Origin of the sequence: Chromobacterium vaccinii (assembly GCF_000971335.1) — a bacterium.
GTDB lineage: Bacteria > Pseudomonadota > Gammaproteobacteria > Burkholderiales > Chromobacteriaceae > Chromobacterium > Chromobacterium vaccinii.
Genome location: NZ_JZJL01000025.1, coordinates 13126 through 27991 on the forward strand (window position 1 = coordinate 13126; position 14866 = coordinate 27991).

At 64.9% G+C, this 14866-nt stretch carries 15 protein-coding genes and 1 tRNA gene; 3 read left to right on the top strand and 13 right to left on the bottom strand.

The window, feature by feature from the left end; translation table 11 throughout:
* Positions 1 to 174 precede the first annotated feature (174 nt).
* The 8 genes from gloA to hemG all read right to left on the bottom strand — a co-directional run bounded on the left by gloA (position 175) and on the right by hemG (position 7493).
* Positions 175 to 564 (bottom strand): lactoylglutathione lyase, encoded by a 390-nt coding sequence (gene gloA / locus VL52_RS13355; protein WP_046157474.1) that lies wholly within the window; start codon positions 562 to 564, stop codon positions 175 to 177.
* 19 nt (positions 565 to 583) lie between these two features.
* Positions 584 to 1294 (bottom strand): M48 family metallopeptidase, encoded by a 711-nt coding sequence (locus VL52_RS13360; protein WP_046157475.1) that lies wholly within the window; start codon positions 1292 to 1294, stop codon positions 584 to 586.
* Positions 1254 to 2030 carry a lysophospholipid acyltransferase family protein gene (locus VL52_RS13365; protein ID WP_046157476.1) on the bottom strand — a complete coding sequence of 259 codons (777 nt, stop codon included), beginning with the start codon at positions 2028 to 2030 and terminating at the stop codon, positions 1254 to 1256. Before VL52_RS13365 ends, VL52_RS13360 begins: the two co-directional genes overlap by 41 nt.
* A 16-nt stretch (positions 2031 to 2046) precedes the next feature.
* On the bottom strand, positions 2047 to 2586 hold the full coding sequence (gene gmhB / locus VL52_RS13370) for a D-glycero-beta-D-manno-heptose 1,7-bisphosphate 7-phosphatase (protein WP_046157477.1): 540 nt from the start codon (positions 2584 to 2586) through the stop codon (positions 2047 to 2049).
* An 89-nt stretch (positions 2587 to 2675) separates the two neighbouring features.
* The gene (gene glyS, locus VL52_RS13375; protein ID WP_046157478.1) at positions 2676 to 4736 is read right to left on the bottom strand and encodes a glycine--tRNA ligase subunit beta; all 2061 of its coding nucleotides are present in this window, start codon (positions 4734 to 4736) and stop codon (positions 2676 to 2678) included.
* Between the two features lie 15 nt (positions 4737 to 4751).
* Positions 4752 to 5174, bottom strand: coding sequence for a surface-adhesin E family protein (locus VL52_RS13380; RefSeq protein WP_046157479.1), 423 nt, complete (start codon positions 5172 to 5174; stop codon positions 4752 to 4754).
* Positions 5175 to 5238: 64 nt separating this feature from the next.
* A complete protein-coding gene (gene glyQ / locus VL52_RS13385; protein ID WP_046157480.1) occupies positions 5239 to 6129 on the bottom strand; it encodes a glycine--tRNA ligase subunit alpha in 891 nt (296 codons plus the stop codon).
* A gap of 56 nt (positions 6130 to 6185) precedes the next feature.
* A complete protein-coding gene (gene hemG / locus VL52_RS23320; RefSeq protein ID WP_052729286.1) occupies positions 6186 to 7493 on the bottom strand; it encodes a protoporphyrinogen oxidase in 1308 nt (435 codons plus the stop codon).
* 174 nt (positions 7494 to 7667) lie between these two features.
* Between hemG and VL52_RS25385 the strand changes: the two genes are divergently transcribed.
* Positions 7668 to 9182: a methyl-accepting chemotaxis protein gene (locus VL52_RS25385; RefSeq protein ID WP_235429293.1), complete on the top strand. Its 1515-nt coding sequence runs from the start codon at positions 7668 to 7670 to the stop codon at positions 9180 to 9182.
* Between the two features lie 62 nt (positions 9183 to 9244).
* Here VL52_RS25385 and tdh read toward each other — a convergent pair whose 3' ends face one another.
* The 5 genes from tdh to hemB all read right to left on the bottom strand — a co-directional run bounded on the left by tdh (position 9245) and on the right by hemB (position 12936).
* A complete protein-coding gene (tdh, locus tag VL52_RS13400; RefSeq protein WP_046157481.1) occupies positions 9245 to 10270 on the bottom strand; it encodes an L-threonine 3-dehydrogenase in 1026 nt (341 codons plus the stop codon).
* A 56-nt stretch (positions 10271 to 10326) separates the two neighbouring features.
* Positions 10327 to 11526, bottom strand: coding sequence for a glycine C-acetyltransferase (locus VL52_RS13405; RefSeq protein ID WP_046157482.1), 1200 nt, complete (start codon positions 11524 to 11526; stop codon positions 10327 to 10329).
* 15 nt (positions 11527 to 11541) lie between these two features.
* Positions 11542 to 11633, bottom strand: a tRNA-Leu gene (locus tag VL52_RS24910).
* A 25-nt stretch (positions 11634 to 11658) separates the two neighbouring features.
* Positions 11659 to 11859 carry a hypothetical protein gene (locus VL52_RS13410; RefSeq protein ID WP_046157483.1) on the bottom strand — a complete coding sequence of 67 codons (201 nt, stop codon included), beginning with the start codon at positions 11857 to 11859 and terminating at the stop codon, positions 11659 to 11661.
* Positions 11860 to 11931: 72 nt separating this feature from the next.
* On the bottom strand, positions 11932 to 12936 hold the full coding sequence (hemB, locus tag VL52_RS13415; RefSeq protein WP_046157484.1) for a porphobilinogen synthase: 1005 nt from the start codon (positions 12934 to 12936) through the stop codon (positions 11932 to 11934).
* A 402-nt stretch (positions 12937 to 13338) separates the two neighbouring features.
* Here hemB and VL52_RS24555 point away from each other — a divergent pair, with 402 nt between their 5' ends.
* Both VL52_RS24555 and VL52_RS23330 read left to right on the top strand, forming a co-directional pair.
* Entirely contained in the window at positions 13339 to 13536 is a 198-nt protein-coding gene (locus tag VL52_RS24555; RefSeq protein WP_144410244.1) for a hypothetical protein, read from the top strand.
* A gap of 206 nt (positions 13537 to 13742) precedes the next feature.
* A complete protein-coding gene (locus VL52_RS23330) occupies positions 13743 to 14855 on the top strand; it encodes a porin (RefSeq protein WP_052717610.1) in 1113 nt (370 codons plus the stop codon).
* The last annotated feature ends 11 nt before the right edge of the window (positions 14856 to 14866 follow it).

The following is a 14866-nucleotide window of genomic DNA, read 5'->3' on the forward strand; positions in this document are numbered from 1 at the left end:
CCCGTGATGCCAAAACGCAGCCGCGGCTGCCGGAACATTCCCGGTTGTTATTGGAAGCGGACCGGCTTCCGGGTGCCGGTCCGCCCGGGCGGCCCCTCCCGCCCGCAGCCGGCCGCGTCGAAACGGCCGGCGAATTCGGCAAGATGCCCGCACCGGGCATCCCGCCGGCAGCGTTTAGCGGCTGCCTTTCTGGATGAACTCGATCTTGTAGCCGTCCGGATCCTCGATGAAGGCGATCACGGTGGTGCCGTGCTTCATCGGGCCGGCTTCGCGCGTCACCTTGCCGCCCTTGGCGCGCGCCATGTCACAGGCGGCGTAGGCGTCTTCCACCTCGATGGCGATGTGGCCGTAGCCGCTGCCCAGGTCGTAGGATTCGGTGTCCCAGTTGTGGGTCAGCTCCAGCACGGTGTGGGCGGCTTCGTCGCCGTAGCCGACGAAGGCCAGCGTGAAACGCCCATCCGGAAAGTCGTTGCGGCGCAGCAGCTTCATGCCCAGCACTTCCTGGTAGAAGGCGATCGAGCGATCGAGGTTGCCGACGCGCAGCATGGTATGGAGCATTCTCATGGCGTTTTCCTTTTAAAGATCAGTCTAAGACAAACAAGCCGCCGCCGTGCTGGCGCAGCCAGCGGCGGGCATCGCGCCAGCCCGGACAGAGACGCTCGGTCTCGGCCCAGAACGCCGGCGAGTGATTCATGTGTTCGAGATGGGCCAGCTCGTGGGCGGTCACGTAATCGACCACCGCCAGCGGCGCCTGCGCCAGCCGCCAGTTCAGGCGGATGCGGCCATCGGCGCTGCAACTGCCCCAGCGGGTGCGCGCAGACGACAGCTGCAGCGAGCCCGGCTTGCGGCGGCAATGCGCGGCCAGCAGGGAAAGACGGCCGGGAAACAGCATCGCCGCCTCGCGTTTCAGGAATTTGGCCAGAACGGCTTTCAGCGCGGCAGCGTCGCCGTCGGCGACGCCCGCTACCAGCAACTCGCCGCCCTCGCGCCGCGCCGCCTTGCGCGCGCCGCCTGTCAGCCTGATAGCCAACAGCTCGCCCAGCAGCGCCAGACTGCTCAGCTGCTCGCCGGCCGCCAGATGGCTGCGCTGGCGCAACACGTGGCCGACGATCCAGTCGTAGCGCTGCTGCAGCACTTGATGCAAGCGCTGTTGACTGACACCCGGCGCGGCGATCAGTTCCACCACTCCGCCGCTGACCTTGATGCCTATGCTCTGGCGCGCTCGGCGCGTCAACAGCACAGGCACCTCGCCGTCAGGCAGAGGCAGGCGGTGCCAGACGCTGGCGTTTTTCATCGGGATGGGCGAAGGGGCCGACGCCGCCGATTTCGCGTTGGCGGGCCTCGATCCAGGCCTCGGCCTCGGCCATCATCGCCTCGGGGCCGGTCTCTTCGTCTGGATGGATGGCGGGGCCGATCACCACCGTGACCTCGCCCGGATATTTCAGGAAGGCGTTGCGCGGCCAGAACTCGCCGGCGTTATGCGCCACCGGCACCATCGGCATGTCGAACTGCTTGGCCATGCGCGCGGCGCCCAGCTTGTACTTGCCGCCCACGCCTGGCTTGGTGCGGGTGCCCTCCGGAAACACGGTGATCCAGAAACCGTGGCGCTTGCGCTCCAGGCCCTGGTCCAGCAGGCGCTGGTTGGCGCGGGCGCGGTCGGAGCGGTTGATGATGATGGGGTTCATCAGCACCAGGCCCCAGCCGAAGACCGGAATCCAGGTCAGCTCGCGCTTGGCCACATACACTTGCCACGGGAAGATTTTCTGCAGCGCCAGCGTTTCCCAGCCGGACTGGTGCTTGGAAGTGATCACCGACGGCACCGACGGAATATTCTCCGCGCCGATCACCTTGTATTTCAGGCCGATCACATGCTCCAGCATCCAGAACAGGGTCATCGCCCAGCTCACGCCGAACACGTGGCGGCTGCGGCGCGGCAGCGGCGCGGCCAGCATCAGCAGCAGGAAAAACACCGGCGTGGCGATAATCAGCACCACCCAGTACAGCAAGTTGCGTATCCACAAACCAATCATGCTTTCAGTCTCTGCCTCAATGATGGTTGATCAGATGCTCGGCGGCATCGTACAGGTCGTTGAACACCAGCGTGCTTTCCGGCAGGCCGCCCTTGGCCAGCGTCTTGGCGCCCTTGCCGGTCTTCACCAGGATGGGCTGGCCGCCGACGGCGGCGATGGATTCCAGGTCGCGCAGGCTGTCGCCTATCATCGGCAGCCCTTCCAGCTTGACGTTGAAGCGCTCGGCGATCTCCAGCACCATGCCGGGCAGCGGCTTGCGGCACTCGCAGCCGTGGTCCGGCCCGTGCGGACAGAACACCACCGCGTCGATGCGGCCGCCGGCCTGGCCGACCAGCCGGTGCATCTTCTCGTGCATCGCGTTCAGCGCGTGCATGTCGAACAGGCCGCGGGCGATGCCGGACTGGTTGGTCGCCACCACCACGCGCCAGCCGGACTGGGTCAGGTTGGCGATCGCCTCCAGGCTGTGCGCCAGCGGCACCCATTCGATGGTGTTCTTCACGAAATCGTCGCGATCCTCGTTGATCACGCCGTCGCGGTCCAGAATGACTAGCTTCACCCGATAATCCTTTCACCCAGCCATCTTGTCAAAACGGGAGGCCGGCCGCGTCGCCGCGGCCTCCTCCCATCCATGCGTCTGCCTGCCGCTTACTCCGCCAGCAGCGAAATATCGGCCACGCGGTTGAACAGCGCGGCCAGGCTGGCCAGCAGCGCTACGCGGTTGGCGCGCACCTTGGCGTCCTCGGCCATCACCATCACGCCGTCGAAGAACGCGTCCACCGGCGCCTTCAGGCTGGCCAGCTGCGACAGCGCCCCGGCGAAGTCGTGGGCGGCGAACTTGGCCTCCACCGCCGGCGCCAGCTCCCGCACCGCGGCGTACAAGGCCTGTTCGGCGGCTTCCTGCAGCAACGCGGCGTCCACCGCGCCGATTTCGCCCTCGGCCTTCTTCAGGATGTTGTTGACGCGCTTGTTGGCGGCGGCCAGCGCGGCGGCTTCCGGCAGCGACTTGAACGCGGCCACGGCGGCCAGCACCGCGCGCACTTCGTTCAGGCGGCTGGGCGAGAGCGCCAGCACGGCGTCGATCTCGTCGCCCTTGTAATCGGCGGCCAGGAAGTTCTTCAGGCGATCCATCATGAAGCCGAACACTTCCTCGGCGACGTTGGCGGACAGCTTGCCGGCGGGGAAGGCCTCGACGACGACCGCCAGCAGGCGCTTCAGGTCCAGATCGGCTTCCAGCGCCATCCGCACCACGCCCAGCGCGGCGCGGCGCAGCGCGAACGGGTCCTTGTCGCCGGTCGGGATCAGGCCGATGCCCCAGATGCCGACGATGGCTTCCAGCTTGTCGGCCAGCGCCGCCGCGGTGGCGATCTTGCCTTCCGGCAACGTGTCGCCGGCGAAGCGCGGGTGGTAATGGCCCTCGATGGCGGCGGCCACTTCGGCGTGCTCGCCGTCGTGATGGGCGTAGTACATGCCCATGATGCCCTGCAGTTCCGGGAACTCGCCGACCATGTCGGTCACCAGGTCTGCCTTGGCCAGATACGCGGCGCGGGCGGCCAGCGCGGCGTCGGCGCCCAGCTCATGGGCGATGGCGCCGGCGATGCTCTGCAGGCGCTCGACGCGCTCCAGCAGCGAGCCGATCTTGTTGTGGTAAACCACATTGGCCAGGCGCGGCAGGCGGCTGTCCAGGCGGTGCTTCTTGTCTTGCTCGAAGAAGAACTTGGCGTCGGACAGGCGGGCGCGCAGCACGCGCTCGTTGCCGCCGACGACGAAGGACGGATCCTGCGGATCGACGTTGGACACCAGCAGGAATCGGTTCATCAGCTTGCCGTTCTTGTCCAGCAGCGGGAAGTACTTCTGGTTCTGCTGCATGGTCAGGATCAGGCATTCCTGCGGCACTTGCAGGAACTCGGCCTCGAAGCCGGCCTCCAGCACCACCGGCCACTCCACCAGCGCGGTCACTTCGTCGAACAGCTCATCCGGCGCGGCGATGGTGGCGCCGAGCTTGGCGGCGGCCTCGGCCAGCTTGTGGCGGATCAGCTCGCGGCGCGCGTCGAAGCTGGCGATCACCTTGCCCTGCTCGTGCATCGCGCGGGCGTAGCCATCGGCGTTGGCGATGGCTACGTCGCCCTGCGACAGGAAGCGGTGGCCGCGGGTGGCGCTGCCGCTCTTCAGGCCCAGCACCTCGCCTTCAATCACCTTGTCGCCGTGCAGCATGATCAGGCCGTGCACCGGACGGACGAACTGCACGTCGGAATCGCCCCAGCGCATCAGTTTGGGCACCGGCAGCTTCTTCAGCGCCAGCGACACCACGTCGGCCAGCTGCGCGGACAGCGCCTCGCCCGGCTTGGTGCTGGAATAGGCGTAGACATCCTGCTTGCCGTTTCTGACGATGGAGAGTTCGGACACGCCCACGCCGCAGGAGCGGGCGAAGCCGGCCAAGGCCGGCGTCGGCTGACCGTCCTTCATGCCGGCGGCGGCGGCCGGGCCCTGGCGGGTGATGCGTTGTTCCGGCTGCACGGCGAGCACGCCGGACAGCTGCACCGCCAGGCGGCGCGGCGACGCGTACACCACCGCCTCGGCGTCGGCGGCGGCGAACTGCATCTTCTTCAGTTCTTCGGCGATGGTCTGGGCGAAACTGGCGGCCAGACGCGGCAGGGCCTTGGGCGGCAGCTCCTCGGTCAGGAGTTCGATCAACAGGGTCGCGTTCATTCTCTCAAGCTTCAATTATCGGGATGCGGATCCCGCCGCCTCGCAAATCACCTTCATCATGGCGTGGGCGACCGAATCCTCGTTCACCGGCTGCCACTTCCAGGCATAGCGCGGCACCGGGAACATGGTGGAAAACAGGTGCTTGTTGTTCTTGTCGAAATACTCGGAACCGACAAACACGTACTGGTACTGCTTGCAATCGGCGTAACCGGTGGTGCGGCGGATATAGAAGTTCAACCGGTACGACTTCTCGTAGCGTTGCTTGGCGAAGCGTTCCTGGTTGATGAAATGCACCAGCCCATCCTTGCCCAGCCACAGCGAGTTGCCGTCTATCGCCAGCTGCATCTGGCTGCCGTCCTGGTACACCACCCAGTCGGCGGCCGGCTGCGCCCAGGCCGGCAAAGCGAACAACAGCCAGAATGCGGCTTTGACTCTCATATCCACCCCCTGTCAGGCGCGACGACGATTGCCGCCGCCCCTAACAGCATAGACCTCCCTCCGCTCAGTCCTTGCGGCACATCGGAAAGCCCAGCGCCTCGCGGGCGTCGTAATACGCCTGCGCCACGCCGCGGGACAGATTGCGGATGCGGCCGATGTAGGCGGCGCGCTCGGTCACCGAGATGGAGCCGCGGGCGTCCAGCAGGTTGAAGGCATGTCCCGCCTTCAGGATCATCTCGTAGGCCGGCAGCGGCAGGCTGGCGTCCAGCAGCGTCTTGGCTTCGGCTTCGTAGTCGTTGAACTGGCGGAAAAGCAGCTCGACATTGCTGTGCTCGAACGCGTACTTCGACTGCTCCACCTCGTTCTGGTAGAACACATTGCCGTAGGTGACCGGCTGGCCGTCCGGCAAGTGGGTCCAGATCAGATCGTAAACGTTCTCCACGCCCTGCAGATACATCGCCAGGCGTTCCAGACCATATGTGATCTCGCCCAGCACCGGTTTGCAATCCAGACCGCCCACTTGCTGGAAATAGGTGAACTGGGTCACTTCCATGCCGTTCAGCCACACTTCCCAACCCAGGCCCCAGGCGCCCAGCGTCGGGTTTTCCCAGTTGTCCTCGACGAAGCGAATGTCCTGCACCGTCGGGTCCAGGCCCAGCTCCCGCAGCGAGCCCAGGTACAGTTCCTGGATATTGGACGGCGACGGCTTCAGCACCACCTGGAACTGGTGGTGCTGGAACAGGCGGTTCGGGTTCTCGCCGTAGCGGCCGTCCTTCGGGCGGCGGCTGGGCTGGACGTAGGCGGCGTTCCAGGGTTCAGGCCCCAGCGCGCGCAGGAAGGTGGCGGTATGGGAGGTGCCCGCGCCCACTTCGGTGTCGTACGGTTGCAGCAGCGCGCAGCCCTGGCGGTTCCAGTAGTGCTGGAGCGTGAGGATGATTTCCTGGAAGGTAAGCATAGAGGTGGTGTTGGAAAATTGAAGAAACAAGGGTCGATTCTACCCCCTGCGGCCGCTCACGCAAAGCCGGACGCCCTCTCCGCCAATTGCTTCGCCAGCCTTCGCCCTTTTCCCAGGCAATCCGGCAGGGAGGCGCCGTCCAGCCAGTTGGCGCACAGATGCAGCCCCCTGCCGCTCCACGGCGCCGCCGCGCCGCGCAGCCTGCGCTGCAAGCCGGTGCCCTGCGGCAGCGCCTGCGGCCAGCGGGCCAGGTATTGCGCCAGCGGCTTGCCGCGCATGCCGAACAGCCTCTCCAGCTCGGCGTTGAGTCCATTCAACAATGCGGCGTCGCTGCTCTCCAGCGATTCCGGATGCCTGCGGCCGCCGATAAAGCTGGTCACCAGCCGGGTGCCCGCCGGACAAACGTGAGGGTAGATATTGCTGACGGTCAGGTGGCCCAGCGTCAGCGCCCCCTCCCCGCTCGGATGCAGCGCGCCGTAGCCGGGCAGCGGCCGGTCCATCGCCTCGCCGTCCAGCAAGGTGGACACCACCGCCAGCGGCGCGTACGGGATGCGCCGGCAAATATCGGCCATCTCCGGCGCCAGCGGATGCAGCAGCTCGGCCGCGGCGTCGGCCGGCAGGGCCAGCACCACTCGCTCGGCCCGCGTCCACCCCTCGCGGGTTCGCAGCCGCCAGCCCTCGCCGTCGCGGCGCAGCGCGGTCACCGGCGAGTCCAGCCTCACGTCCAGGTCTCGCGCCAGCCGCTGCGGCAACTGCTGCAGCCCGCCTTGCAGCGTGCACATCCGGGCGCGCGCGGTCCTTTGCCGCCACAGTCCCCGCCACAAAGGCAGCGGCTGCGCCGCCGCCCGCGCCAGCCTCGGCAGCGTCTCATCCAGAGCCAACTCTTCCGGATCGCCGGCGAACACGCCGCCGGCCAGCGGGTCCAGCAGCTTGTCCAGCACCTCCTGTCCGAAGCGGCGGCGGCAGAACTCGGCCAGACTGGCCTCGGCCTCCTTGGGACTGCCCGGCCGCAGCAGGCCGCGCAGCAAGGCCCACTTGGCCGGCCAGCTCAAAAAGCTCCCAGCCAGCAACTGCCAAGGCCCGGATGGCAGCGGCCGGTATCGCCCGCTCCGCAGCACATGCCGCAAGCCGCTGCCCTGCTCCGGCCACAGCGGAGACAGGCCCAACTCGGCCAGCCACTGCTGAAGCTCCTCGTCCAATAACAGCATATTGGGCCCCTGTTCGCACAAAGCGTCAGCCGCCAAGGTGCTCACCTTGCCGCCGACGCGCTCCGCCGCCTCGAATACCCGTACCGCCACGCCCTGCCGTTGCAGCCACCAGGCACAGGACAGCCCTGAAACGCCCGCGCCGATTATCGCGATCATCATCGTCTCCAAAAAACCCGTTCAAGCACGATTATCCCTGCCCCCGCCCCGCCCTCATTGACTGCGGTCAACAGCGGCCGGCATCGCGCGGGAACGCGAAGACTCCGTCGCGGCGGGCTATACCGATAGCAACCAGCCCGATGCGAAGAAATGCCGATGCGACAAGCTCTCAGCATGAAAACCAGGCTCTGGCTCCTGGCCCTGATCAACCTGACGGTCCTGCTTCTGCTGTCCCTATCCTGCCTGGGCCAGCTGCGCGACATGGCGGAAAACACCCGGCGGGAACTGGAGCAGGTCAGCCGCGGCAGCCGGATCAACCACGCGATGCAGCTGGCCAATCTGCACTTCAAGGTGCAGGTGCAGGACTGGAAGGACGTGCTGCTGCGCGGCAACAATCCGGCCGACTACCAGCGCTACCTAGCCGCCTTCGAAGCCGAGCGCGCCATCGTCGAGCAAACGCTGGCCCAGGCCTCCGCCGCGCAGCGCGACGACGGCGAGTCCAGCGCGGCGGTAGACGCGGTGCGCGACGAACATCTCCGGCTGACCGTCCGCTACCGCGCGGCGCTGGCAGCCTTCCGCCAGGAAGACCCGCTCTCCGGGCAAGCCGTCGACAAGCTGGTGCGCGGCATGGACCGCGCGATGACCGATAAGCTGCTGCGACAGAGCGCCCAGGTCCAGGACGGATTCGAGAAGATGCTGGCCGATCGGATCGCGGAAGCCGACCGCGGCTACCGCCAGACCCTGAACCTGTTCATCGCGGTCGCCGCCCTCAGCCTGCTGGTCCTGGCCGGCTCCATCGGCCACATCGGCCGGGGCCTGTTCCGCCAGGTGGGCGGCGAGCCGGCAGCGGTGGCCGAGATCGCCCGCAGGGTGGCCGGCGGCGACCTGACGGCAAGGCCGGCGCTGCGCGACGGCGACGATCGCAGCGTGCTGGCGGCGATGCAGCACATGGTGAACCGGCTGACCGGGGTGATCGAGCAATTGCGGCTCGACGCCGAGCAATTGAACGCCACCTCGTCCGAGGTCGCGGCTTCGGCGCAGGCGCTGAGCCAGAACGCGTCGCTGCAGGCCGCCAGCCTGGAAGAGACCAGCGCCTCGGTGGAAGAGATCGCGGCCACTGTGACCCAGAACTCCGAAAGCGCCCGCCTCACCGACACCATGGCCCGCCAGGCGGCGCAAAGCGCCGGCGGCGGCGGCGAGGCCGTGACCCGCACCGTGGCGGCGATACGCGACATTTCCAACCGGATAGACGTGATAGACGACATCGCCTATCAGACCAATCTGCTGGCGCTGAACGCCGCCGTCGAGGCCGCCCACGCCGGCAGCCAGGGCAAAGGCTTCACCGTGGTGGCCGCCCAGGTGCGCAAATTGGCCGAACACAGCCAGACGGCGGCGCGGGAAATCGGCTCGCTGGCCGGCTGCAGCGTGGACATGGCGGAACAGGCGGGCGCGGCGCTGGACGAAATGCTGCCCGCCATCCGCAAAACCGCCAGCCTGGTGCAGGAGATCGCGCTGGCCTCGCATGAACAGAGCGAAGGCCTGCAGCAGATCAACGCCGCGGTCAACCACCTGTCGCTGGCCACCCAGCTGAACGCCTCCACCTCCGAGCAGTTGTCCGCCGCCTCCGACCAGTTGAACACGCAGGCGGAACACCTGCGGCGGATGATCGCCTATTTCAAAACCGCCTGAGCGGGCATGAAAAAGCGGCTCCTCTCGGAGCCGCTTCGCATGCGGTCGAACCGGGACGACGCTCAGCGCCAGTCCAGGATCACCTTGCCGCTTTGGCCGGACAGCATGGCGGCGAAGCCCTGCTCGAACTCGTCCACCTTGAAGTGGTGGGTGATGATGGGGCTGATGTCCAGACCGGACTGGATCAGCGCCACCATCTTGTACCAGGTCTCGAACATCTCGCGGCCGTAGATGCCCTTGATTTCCAGGCCCTTGAAGATCACCTGGTTCCAGTCGATCGCGGTGTTGGACGGCGGAATGCCCAGCAGCGCCACCTTGCCGCCGTGGTTCATCGTTTCCAGCATCTGGCGGAAAGCCTGCGGATTGCCGGACATTTCCAGGCCCACGTCGAAGCCTTCGGTCATGTGCAGCTCCTGCATCACCGCCTTCAGGTCTTCGCGGGCGACGTTGACGGCGCGGGTGGCGCCCATCTTCTTCGCCAGATCCAGCCGGTAGTCGTTGACGTCGGTGATCACCACGTGTCGCGCGCCGACATGCTTGGCGATGGCCACCGCCATGATGCCGATCGGACCGGCGCCGGTGATCAGCACGTCCTCACCCACCAGGTTGAAGCTCAGCGCGGTGTGCACGGCGTTGCCGAACGGGTCGAAGATGGAGGCCAGGTCGTCGGAGACGTCATCCGGAATCGGGAAGGCGTTGAAGGCCGGAATCACCAGATACTCGGCGAACGCGCCTTCGCGGTTGACGCCCACGCCGGTGGTATTGCGGCATAGGTGGCGGCGGCCGGCCCGGCAGTTGCGGCAGTAACCGCAAGTGATGTGGCCTTCGCCGGACACGCGCTGGCCGATCTTGAACCCCTGCACTTCCGAACCCATGCCGGCGACGACGCCGACGTATTCATGGCCGACGTGCATCGGCACCGGGATGGTCTTCTGCGACCATTCGTCCCAGTTCCAGATATGGATGTCGGTGCCGCAGATCGCGGTCTTGACGATCTTGATCAACAGATCGTTGTGGCCGACTTCCGGCTGCGGAACGTCGGTCATTTCCAGGCCGGGAGCGGCCTTCAGCTTGGCAAGCGCCTTCATGTCTCTATCCTTGGGCGCGCGGGCATTCGATCCGCGCCGCCTGTCATGCGGTCAAATCAGATTACACCCAGCTCGCGGCCGACCTTGGTGAACGCGGCCACCGCCTTCAGCACCTGCTCTTCGCTGTGCGCGGCAGACATCTGGGTGCGGATGCGGGCCTTGCCCTTGGGCACCACCGGGTAGGAGAAGCCGATCACGTACACGCCTTCGGCCAGCAGCTTGGCGGATACTTCGCCGGCCAGACGGGCATCGCCCAGCATCACCGGGATGATCGGGTGCTCGCCCGGCACCAGGGTGAAGCCGGCGGCGGACATTTCCTTGCGGAACAGCTCGGCGTTGCGGCGCACCTTGGCGCGCAGCTCCGCGCCTTCGCCGCTCTTCAGGATGTTCAGCACTTCCACGCTGGCGGCGGCGATGGCCGGGGCCAGCGTGTTGGAGAACAGATAGGGGCGCGAGCGCTGGCGCAACAGGTCGACGATGGGCTTGTGCGCGGCGACGTAGCCGCCGGACGCCCCGCCCAGCGCCTTGCCCAGCGTGCCGGTGTAGATGTCGACGCGGTCGGACACGCCACAGTATTCCGGGGTGCCGGCGCCGGTTTCGCCGATGAAGCCGACCGCGTGCGAATCGTCCACCATCACCAGCGCGTCATGGCGCTCGGCCAGATCGCAAATGCCCTTCAGGTCGGCGATGATGCCGTCCATCGAAAACACGCCGTCGGTGACGATCAGCTTGAAGCGGGCGCCGGCCGCTTCGGCGGCGGCCAGTTGCGCCTCCAGATCGGCCATGTCGTTGTTCTTGTAGCGGAAGCGCTTGGCCTTGGACAGGCGCACGCCGTCGATGATGGACGCGTGGTTCAGCTCGTCCGAGATCACCGCGTCCTCTTCGGTCAGCAGGGTTTCGAACACGCCGCCGTTGGCGTCGAAACAGCTGGAATACAGGATGGTTTCGTCGGTGCCGAGGAAATCGGAGATCGACTTTTCCAGTTGCTTGTGGATGGACTGGGTGCCGCAGATGAAACGCACCGACGCGCAGCCGTAGCCGTATTGGTCCATGCCGGCCTTGGCCGCCAGCACCAGCCGCTTGTCGTCGGCCAGGCCCAGGTAGTTGTTGGCGCAGAAGTTCAGCACATGCTCGCCGCCGGCCAGCGCGATATCGGAGCTTTGCGGCGTGGCGATCACGCGTTCCGGCTTCTCGAAGCCGTCGGCCTTGATCTGGGCCAGCGTCGCCTGCAGGTGGGCAAGATAAGTGTGATTCATGGCAGTCCTTTGGATTGGCCGGACGCGGGAATCGAACCCGCGTCCGCAGGCACCGCGCGCCGCTCTTGGCGGCTGCGCGCCGAAACTGTCGCCATTCTAGCCCAGCCGCATGCGCGCTAGCAGTGACAGTTATCAGTGTTTTGGCGGCTCTCTGTCACCGTCATGCAACTTTTCCGGAACATCGTCCTCCTCGTCCCAGCCCAGCGGCTTGACGCCAGGCGGCAGCTTGACCGGCGGCTCGCGCCTGGCCAGCCGGGCCAGCGTGCCAATCACGAGAATGGCCGGCGCGGCGATCACCGCCAGCCAGAACCAGGTGGAGTGCAGCACATCCATATATTGCCCTTAGATAGACAAACACCCCTCGCCGCTGTCTTGGCAAGGGGTGCGGCTCATCCATTCATGATATCAGCGCTGGCGCAGCAAGCGAGCCGCGTCCATCGCGAAATAGCTGAGGATGCCGTCGGCGCCGGCGCGCTTGAAGGCGAGCAGGCTTTCCATCATGCACTTCTCTTCGTTGAGCCAGCCGTTCTGGAACGCCGCCTTCAGCATCGCGTACTCGCCGGACACCTGATAGGCGAAGGTGGGCACATGGAAGGTGTCCTTGACGCGGCGGATCACGTCCAGATAGGGCATGCCGGGCTTGATCATCACCATGTCGGCGCCCTCCTCCAGATCCTGCGCCACTTCCTGGATCGCCTCTTCGATATTGGCCGGGTCCATCTGGTAGCTGTTCTTGTCGGCCTTGCCCAAGTTGGCTGACGAGCCCAGCGCGTCGCGGAACGGGCCGTAGAAGCCGGACGAATACTTGGCGGAGTAGGCCAGGATCTTGGTGTGGATGAGGCCCTCTTCCTCGAAAGCCTCGCGGATGGCGCCGATGCGGCCGTCCATCATGTCGGACGGGCCGAACACGTCGACGCCGGCCTCGGCATGGCACAGGCCCTGCTTGATCAGGATTTCGGTGGTCTCATCGTTCAGCACGTAGCCGTTGGCGTCGATCACGCCGTCTTGTCCGTGGATGGTATAGGGATCCAGCGCGCCGTCGGTCATCACCCCCAGCTCCGGGAAGCGCTTTTTCAACTCGCGCACCACGCGCGGAATCAGCCCGTCCGGGTTGTAGGCCTCGCTGCCTTCATTGTCCTTGTTGCCGGTGATCACCGGAAACAGCGACAGCATCGGGATGCCCAGTTCCAGCGCCTCTTCGGCCACCGGCAGCAGCCTGTCCAGCGTCAGGCGCGGCGCGCCCGGCATCGACGGCACGTCCACCACCTGGTTGCTGCCCTCCATCACGAAGACCGGGTAGATCAGGTCGTTGGTGGTCAGCACGTTCTCGCGCATCAACCGGCGGCTGAACTCATCCTTGCGCATCCTGCGCATGCGGGTCACCGGGAAATAGCGATTAGCAAAAATCATGACGACAGCCCCCTAAAAAAGACATCGGCAATTGTACGCCCAATCCCCACGATGCGGCAGCGGGCTTTACGCATCGCCCCTATGCATCCGCGCAGCATTCGTCGCTCCGCCGCACTCCGGCCACGGCGGCGTTGGAAATCCGCGGCTCATTGCATAGTAGAAAAGCAAAAACATCCATTTTTCAAATTCATTTAAGCATCCATCAGCTTTTCCAATGCCTGGCCTCACATTCTTCCATTCCGCGAGCTCAATCCGAATCCTGCTGCCTAGCCCGACGCAAGCGCCTCATCAAACGACAAGCGAAACCGCGATAAGCTGCGCGGCCAACGGAGGCATCCGCTCAACAAACGGCCTGCGGCTCACATCCGGCCGTCTGCTGGCGCTCATGCCAGGCGGCGGCTGGTGGCCAGCGAATCCACCGACATTCCCCAGCCATGGCGGCGCATGACAAAAACTCAATCATCATTAATTGTGCAATTGCAGCAAAATGCAAAAAAGCAACAAACATTATCATTATCGGCTGAAATTTTTATATTCCATACAAATTCAACCTCGCAAAAAATACAGAACCCAGCGCAACCAGCAAAAACAAGCCATTGAATAGAAAGAAAATAGCAAAATAAACTAAAACAAATGCCATAAAAATTCATAGAGCATCACAGTCAGCTTCCTGATATGTTAACAAGTATGTCTTGACGGAAAACTCATCCCTCCCACACACTGCCGAACCTATCACGACGGAATAAAAACAACACCGTCGGAAGGCGCCCCAGGGCAAAAAATCGAAACAAAGGGTTTTAGAGAAAATGAAGAAAATCGCACTCGCCGCCGCCATCGCAGCGGCCATCCCGGCATTCGCTCAAGCCGATGTCAATATCTACGGCTCGCTGCGTACTGGCGTTTCCATCACCAAGAACAGCACCAACAACTACAGCTCCACTTTCGGCGTTGACGATTTCGGCAGCCGTATCGGCTTCCGCGGCAATGAAGATCTGGGCAATGGCCTGAAAACCATCTGGCAGGTGGAAACCGGCTTCTCCACCGACGGCACCACCGGCTTCGGCAGCACCGACTCCGGCACCCTGGCCAACCGCCAGACCTTCGTCGGCCTGGAAGGCGGCTTCGGCAAAATTCGCATGGGCTACATCACCGATGTGCTGGGCGACACCGAATCCACCGACAACTTGTACGGCCCGTACCGCGACAGCATGGGCACCGGCTTCCCGCTGTACGAAGCCACAGACGTGTTCGGCGCCTATGGCGACTCCCGCTTCAAGAACAGCATCCGCTACGACTCCCCGGATTTCTACGGCTTCAACGCCTCGCTGCAATACGGCGCAGGCGAAAACAGCACCGCCGGCCAGATGAAGCAAGGCGACAAATACGGCCTGCGCCTCGCTTACCAGAATTCCGGCTTCTTCGGCGCCTGGGCCTACGCCGGCGCGATGAACACCAAAGGCGGCAGCAACAGCTCGACCAACCGCCTGGAAGGCGGCTACACCAGCGACGCGCTGTATCTGGCGGCCAGCTATCAATGGGTCACGCTCTATGGCGATGCCCACGCCGCCAACAAGGACGGCTCGCTGAAATTGCCCGGCGTCGCCAGCCTGAGCCCCATCATCAATACCGGCATCAACAAGCTGGAAAACACCGGCTGGGCGCTGAACGCCGCTTACACCATCGGCAACTTCAAGCCGTCGATTGTTTACTCCAAGCGCAACGACGCCAAAGTGGACGGCATCCGCTACAGCCTGGGCGCGACCCAATGGGCGATCGGGCTGGACTACACGCTCAGCAAGCGCACGCTGCTGGAAGCCGGCTACGGCCAGGTGAAGGAAAACCGAGATGCGCAGACCATCAACAAGCACGCCAAGGACACTTCGTCCACCATCTGGGCGATGATGAAACACAACTTCTAAGTCTCCCCGGT